Genomic DNA, 6,448 nt, shown 5'->3' with positions numbered 1-6,448 from the left:
AGCCAGCGATCCCGGAAAATACGATACATAAATGTAATAGGCATATGCGTGAGTCTGGTTTCCAGCTATGACCTGTATCTGAGCTTGAGGGGTAAAATACTGGTTTTGAGAAAAATATGGTGACACCTCTGTATAGAAAGTTGCAGCCAAGGTGACCGTTATAGCGATCAGTAGTATCGTGGCTATGATCGGTGAAACGGCCTTATCATGCATAATGGAATACTAGATACATGCTTAAAACAGTTACTTCGCTTAAGCTTCATTTCGCATACACCCCCGCTGAGAAGGGAATATATAACAGGGGTTCCCTGTGCACAGGCTCTGAGGGCAGTGCCGACCCCGCATGAATAATATTTAGAGAAGCATCATAATCATGGTCTGCAGTCAAACCGCATTTAGGACATGAGAATACACGGTCTGATAAAGTTAGATATTTCTTTACATAACAGCATCTAGCACATGTCTTGGAAGTGTTCCTAGGATCTACTTTCACTGCCCTCCTACCAGCTCTGCTAGCCTTGAAGGATAAGTAGATCATAAACTTGGAGAAGTTGGAGTGAAGGATATGCTTTCTCAAAATGAAACACGTAGCTGCCAACTTGAAAATTCTTAATGAAAATGCGTTCTATGTGAATACTGTTCATTCCTTCCTTGTTTCATATATTATATGGTCGATCAGTTCAAGTATCAAGTGCGCACCTATATCCTGTGCTTTGGGAGAACCCGGAAGGGAGAAAACAGGTTTTCCAAAGATTATAAAGAGATCCGCCGATGAGAGATAGGCGAAAATTCCAGCCTGTTCCTCGCTTCTCCTCCGGAAAATCTCTCCGAAACCAGCCACCTGTTTATCGGCAACCTTTCTCAGGGTTGTTGAAGTAACATCATATCTGCTTACACCGGTTCCCCCATTATAAACGAAAGCATCATACTCGCTAAAGTCAATAAACAGCTCAGACAGTATCTGTACTGGATCATCTTTAACCAGCGATCTCTTCACCCTGTAATTTTTGAATAGTTCAGCAAGTATTTTTCCAGATTCATCTGTTTCCAGGGTCCTTGTGCTTGATACAGTGATGATCTTTATTCTTAAATTATAGTGCCTTTCACCATGATGCACCTTTTGTTCCATATATCAGTAACAGTTTAGTATCGATATCTATCTTTGCTTCATTCAGTATTAAAGAGTTAAATCCAATGAAAATATACTGCAGCAATGATAAATATATCAGAAAAAGATATAAGCATCAGGACAGCTACTGCCGTCGGAAGAATACATCTCAGGAAATCGACGATTAAGGCAATAAAAGAACATAATGTGAAAAAGGGCGACGTATTTGAGGTGAGCCGCGTCGTGGGGACACAGCATGCTAAGAATACATTTCTGAATATACCATATTGTCATAATATACCGATTGAGGGAGTGGATGTAGATTTTAAAACTGGTGAGGATTATGTTGAAGTTTCATGCACACTGACAACAACGTACAAGACAGGCATAGAAATGGAGGCCATTAACTGCGTCTCCGGTGCGCTGCTAAACATATGGGACATGGTGAAGTATCTGGAAAAGGACGAAACTGGCAATTATCCTGAGACGAAAATTGAAAACATCCGGGTACTGGAAAAAAAGAAGAATCCTCTATAATATTGAGATTTCACAATTAAATTAAAGATCGTTTTCAATCAAATAGCCTAGAGACTATATGATATTTTCATATCGAATGAGGATCTGGCGGATCAATAATATGTAGTTTAAATCTTCAATAATGCGTTTATATTATAACGAATTATTAAGTTATGAAAGTTTTACTGATAAAGCCTCTAAATCCAACTGGGAGTGGTTACACCACAAAGTTCGGTTTTCTTCCAACTCCGCTTGGGCTTCAGGTTCTGGCTGCTCAGGCAAGATCCGTAGGCATCAGCGACGTTAGGATCATCGATATGGAAGCCGATGATCTAAGTATGGATGATATGGTAAAATACGTCGATGGATGGAGGCCTGATGTAATCGGAATAACGCTTCATGCGACCGCCGCGCATGCATTCTCTCAGGATCTGATAAAACGCATAAAGAAAATTTACGATCCGCTTGCGGTAGCTGGAGGGCATCAAGCAACTTTTGTACCAGGCGAACTGCTTGACAACGGATTCGACGTTATAGTTCTCGGAGAGGGCGATGAGACATTCAGAGATATACTGGATCATTACAGGGACGGGCGAGATTTCTCAGACATTCCTGGCATCATATATAAAAGCGGAAATCTGAAAATTCGCACAGAGAGGAGAGAACTCATCGATGATCTTGATAGGTTGCCCATACCGGCCTTCGATCTTGTCGAGAAGGATAAGTATACATTCAAGGTCTTCGGGGAGGGAAGCGTAGCCACTGTTGAAACTTCCAGAGGTTGTCCATACGCATGCGATTTCTGCTCCGTCACACCCACATGGGGAAACAAATGGCGAAATAAATCAAATGACCGCATAATGGAGGAGCTCAGAACTGTGAAAAAACTGGGTTACCGATGGGTATTTTTCACCGATGATATATTCATAGTGTATCCAAACATCAAACAGAGATCGGATCTGTTTGACAGGATAATAGACGAGGATCTTGGGCTCAAGTTCATCGTCCAGATGCGGGCCGATGTCACCGCTAAGAACCCTGAACTGATTAAGAAGGCAAGCAGAGCTGGGCTCACAATAGCCTTCCTGGGAATAGAATCTGGGAGCGAGGAGATCCTGAAGGCGATGCACAAAGGTATAATGACAAGCTCATCGATAAATGCTGTAAGAGTACTCAATCAGAATAACGTCGTTGTCCTCGGTGGGATGATGCTAGGGGCACCTTACGAGAGATTCAGCGATATGATAAAAACAATAAAGTTCTCAAGAGCACTGGCCCGTGCAGGTATAGATGCGATTCAGATCAGCACATATACTCCGCTGCCTGGAACGAGAATCTTCCTCGATGCCTTAAAGAACAGAGGTATATTCACCCTCGACTGGTCTAGATATGACATACTCACACCTGTCGCAAAGACAAAGGTCAATCCAGCAATAATCCAGGCTCTTACTGCGTATGGCTATTATTCATTCTATGCTTATAAATGGCTTCATGATAGACTTCATAATGTGAAAGCGGTGGGCTTTAAAGGAGACATCATGATGAATGCCCAGAGATTCATCCTGAGGATGATGCCCTCCTACATCAAAGATATATTAAAGCTTCCGTCTGACATACTGCGTACGGCCATAATTTACAAGAATGGCATGAGGCACAACGTGATATCGGACGATAGAATCAGAGAACTCATCGCCGATTCCAGTTCCATAGTCTATAAGGAGACAGATATTAAAAATCCATATTTTAAGATAAAAATGCAGTGAAACAAAATATTTATTAATGTATGACGTTTATTAATAACAATGTATGACGCTGAAATAAGCAGAAGGAACCCGGGCCTCTTTATCTTTCTGATTGACCAGTCAAGATCTATGATAAGGAAGATGGCGGGAGGTAATGAATCTAAGGCAAAAGAAGCGGCCGATGCTATAAACAGGCAGATAGGAGAGCTGATAATGAGATGCACCAAGAATGACGGAGTTCGCGATTACTTCTATGTTGGTGTCATAGGCTATGGTGGAGAAAAGGGCAAGGCTTCATATCTTCTTGAGGGGGGCGTGGTGCCGGTCTCCAAACTTGCCGACAATCCAATCAGAACTGAGAAGAGGATGATGAAGGTTCCTGATGGGTCTGGCGGAACAGTTGATGTTGAATACGAATTTGGTGTCTGGTTTGAGCCCGTTGCCAACAGCGATACACCCATGGTCAAAGCGCTGAACATGGCGAAGGAGGCGATAGAAAGCTGGATTAATGATCACCCATCATCATATCCCCCCGTGGTCATAAATATAACGGACGGACAGTCTACAGATGGTGATCCCTATCCTGTGGCTCAGTCCATAATGAGCATGGAGACCGAAGATGGCAATCCCCTCATATGGAACTGTCATCTGTCCACTGAGAATTCGGCACCTCTTTCATTCCCGTACTCTGAGAACCAGCTTCCCAATGATATGTACGCCAGATCGCTGTTCCGCATGTCGAGCGTTCTGCCAACGAAGTATATAAATTATGCAATTGAAACTTTTCCAGAAATAAAGGATGGATCCAGATCCTATGTGTTTAATGCTCAGCTTGAGCAGATGATAGAATTTATAGACATAGGTACCAGAGGCGCAATAAGCTCGATGGAATGAACGGATGATAAGATTATTCCACTACCATCAGCCGAAGATCGGTAACAGTGAGAGTGAATACGAGGACGCTTTCTCCTATGATACGGAGAAAGGTCTTTTTGCCATGGCAGATGGATCTTCGGAATCTGTTTTTTCAAATGAATGGGCTAGATCTCTTGTCGAGACCTTTATTCAAGGAAAATACGACATGAAGATCGATGATATGGTTGAAACTGCAGTTGGCTTGTGGAGATCAAAGCTTCCATGGGATAATATGAGGTGGTTCGTAAGGAACAAAATTGCAAGGGGTTCCATGTCCACATTTCTAGGGCTTGAAATTGCAGGACACGAATTCAGATCCGTGGCAGTTGGTGATACCTGCCTTTTCATTGTATCTTCAGACGGGCTGAAGAGCTTTCCTGTGAAGAATGCCTCTGAATTTGGAAACACACCGAAGCTGATATGGACAGGAAATCCACTGCTCAGAACGAGAAGATCGATAAGGTGGGCCAATTTCATGGAGGGAAAGATCTCAGAAAATGATATCCTGATAATGGCCACGGATTCTCTGGCCCATTGGATCCTAAAAAATACGGAACATAGGCCGTGGAAGGCATTGATGGATCATGCAGACGATGAGCGCGACTTCATAAGCGATCTGATAAACTCGGGTTATATGAAGAACGATGACGTGACCTTCGCGATCATTTCGCTGAAATAGCTTTCCTCAGATCTATATTCGTCCGATCTCTCTCATTCAGTGCCTTTATTATCATCGATGCGAGCTTCCAGGATTTTCCACCCATGGTTTTAATGTATGCGAAGATTTCGGATTTATCCGGGTTCAAAAAATCAGCCTTCCTGAATAGAAGCGCGTCTGGATCGTCTCCGTTGAACTTCCATGCCTCAGGTCTCAGTGAGAGCACATAGAGGGATGTATAGATCACCAGGGCTGAGAAATCATCCATGTCCTCGGAAAAATCAGCCGGCTTCCTGTCGGGCCTCTGGAAGTTTTCATGCCCGTTCTCATTTGATGGCATATTTTTCAGCGCAGGTACATACATACCGTCATAGTCCACGAATACTATTCTGCCGTTGCTCACGAGTATGTTATCGTTGGAAAGATCTCCATGTGCCATATTATTTCTCTTGAGTTCCATGACCATGTTCATGAATTCTCCCGCTATCCTTCTTATCTCTTTGCCGTTGTCTATGTTTTTCTTCAGGAATGTATAGAGCGAATCCCCATCAACCCAATCCATTTTCAGAACCGGATAATACTGATTGGGATCCTTCATCGTTCTCACGCCATTTTCTATGTATTCAAAGTGTACCAGGCATGAGATCTTTTTCCCCTGCAGATGACGGCCTAGTTCAAAATAGCGTCTGTGTAGATCGGATCCTTTAGTGAAGCATTTTATTGCGTAGTATGAGCCGCCATTTTCCAGTTTGAATATTATACCATAGTTTCCAGATGAATATATGGTGTTTCCAGCCATCTTCACGTTCGGGTTCCTGACCAGTTTATAATTTTTCAGATCCTCAGAGAGAGAATAGGTCAGGTTCTGGAAGGCCTGTGCGTAATCAAACTGACTTGGCCACTTCTTAATCTCCCTGAAGCTGGGTTTTTCAACATTCTGGTATTCATGATCCGCATTGCTCTTCTGCTGGATCTCTTCAACAGGCGTGGAGCCGGAATGATCAACTTTGGGGGAAGGTGCCGAAGTGTCTGAAAAATAGATGTATGCGAATATCACACCAGCGGCTATGAGGAGATAGAATACCATATGTGTATGAGCATTGATCCATATGAGATATTCTTTCATATAAAACAGGAACGGTACCCAAGGCGATACGTACGCAATGAATACGTATACTGCAGTAAACAGAGAAACAATTGATCCGATGAGTGCCGCGATTCTGATCTGTGTTTTCAAATCAGGAAATTAAGTCTGAACAAAATTTAAAATTATCGTTACGGGTGGATCATCTGACTGTATGGAAGATGAAAATAGCATATGAGAATCTAGATTATGGCCGTCAATATGCGGTTCAGATCATGTTTTTGAAGGGATGAAAATTGATAATTATTGTCTACAAGATCCCTTCTGGTCGCAGAAGCAGAAATGGTAGATTCCGGACGGATTCAGATCACGGATCCGCCCAGATTCCGTGCATATTCCTTGGCACGTGCTATTGCATCGTCTAT

7 protein-coding genes and 1 pseudogene are annotated in these 6,448 nt (G+C 42.8%); 4 read left to right on the top strand and 4 right to left on the bottom strand.

What is annotated here, in order from left to right:
* From Q0C15_RS01630 to Q0C15_RS01625, 3 genes and pseudogenes are all read right to left on the bottom strand, one after another.
* Positions 1-213: archaellin/type IV pilin N-terminal domain-containing protein (locus Q0C15_RS01630; RefSeq protein WP_297215291.1), on the bottom strand; the 213-nt coding region annotated here is incomplete at its 3' end.
* 46 nt (positions 214-259) lie between these two features.
* Positions 260-577 (bottom strand): annotated as a pseudogene (locus tag Q0C15_RS07990) (zinc ribbon domain-containing protein); the annotation flags it as partial.
* A 63-nt stretch (positions 578-640) separates the two neighbouring features.
* Positions 641-1,129 (bottom strand): MogA/MoaB family molybdenum cofactor biosynthesis protein, encoded by a 489-nt coding sequence (locus Q0C15_RS01625; protein WP_297215289.1) that lies wholly within the window; start codon positions 1,127-1,129, stop codon positions 641-643.
* Positions 1,130-1,213: 84 nt separating this feature from the next.
* On the opposite strand from Q0C15_RS01625, the gene moaC reads away from it, so the two are divergent.
* From moaC to Q0C15_RS01605, 4 genes are all read left to right on the top strand, one after another.
* Positions 1,214-1,645, top strand: coding sequence for a cyclic pyranopterin monophosphate synthase MoaC (gene moaC / locus Q0C15_RS01620; protein WP_297215287.1), 432 nt, complete (start codon positions 1,214-1,216; stop codon positions 1,643-1,645).
* A 152-nt stretch (positions 1,646-1,797) separates the two neighbouring features.
* On the top strand, positions 1,798-3,387 hold the full coding sequence (locus Q0C15_RS01615; protein ID WP_297215285.1) for a radical SAM protein: 1,590 nt from the start codon (positions 1,798-1,800) through the stop codon (positions 3,385-3,387).
* A gap of 39 nt (positions 3,388-3,426) precedes the next feature.
* The gene (locus tag Q0C15_RS01610) at positions 3,427-4,260 is read left to right on the top strand and encodes a vWA domain-containing protein (protein WP_297215283.1); all 834 of its coding nucleotides are present in this window, start codon (positions 3,427-3,429) and stop codon (positions 4,258-4,260) included.
* Positions 4,261-4,264: 4 nt separating this feature from the next.
* Entirely contained in the window at positions 4,265-4,960 is a 696-nt protein-coding gene (locus tag Q0C15_RS01605; RefSeq protein ID WP_297215281.1) for a hypothetical protein, read from the top strand.
* Here the strand turns inward: Q0C15_RS01605 and Q0C15_RS01600 are convergent.
* Complete coding sequence (locus Q0C15_RS01600) at positions 4,944-6,176, bottom strand: RIO1 family regulatory kinase/ATPase (protein WP_297215280.1); 1,233 nt, start codon at positions 6,174-6,176, stop codon at positions 4,944-4,946. The genes Q0C15_RS01605 and Q0C15_RS01600 overlap by 17 nt on opposite strands.
* Positions 6,177-6,448 lie beyond the last annotated feature (272 nt).

The sequence above is a fragment of the Thermoplasma sp. genome (assembly GCF_023256435.1).
GTDB lineage: Archaea > Thermoplasmatota > Thermoplasmata > Thermoplasmatales > Thermoplasmataceae > Thermoplasma.
This window is presented reverse-complemented; position numbering and strand designations above follow the sequence as displayed.

Excerpts from the sequence above, each read along its gene's own strand:
- Q0C15_RS01625 (WP_297215289.1), bottom strand. The coding sequence starts at position 1,129 with ATGGAACAAAAGGTGCATCATGGTGAAAGGCACTATAATTTAAGAATA.
- moaC (WP_297215287.1), top strand. The coding sequence starts at position 1,214 with ATGATAAATATATCAGAAAAAGATATAAGCATCAGGACAGCTACTGCC.
- Q0C15_RS01615 (WP_297215285.1), top strand. The coding sequence starts at position 1,798 with ATGAAAGTTTTACTGATAAAGCCTCTAAATCCAACTGGGAGTGGTTAC.
- Q0C15_RS01610 (WP_297215283.1), top strand. The coding sequence starts at position 3,427 with ATGTATGACGCTGAAATAAGCAGAAGGAACCCGGGCCTCTTTATCTTT.
- Q0C15_RS01605 (WP_297215281.1), top strand. The coding sequence starts at position 4,265 with ATGATAAGATTATTCCACTACCATCAGCCGAAGATCGGTAACAGTGAG.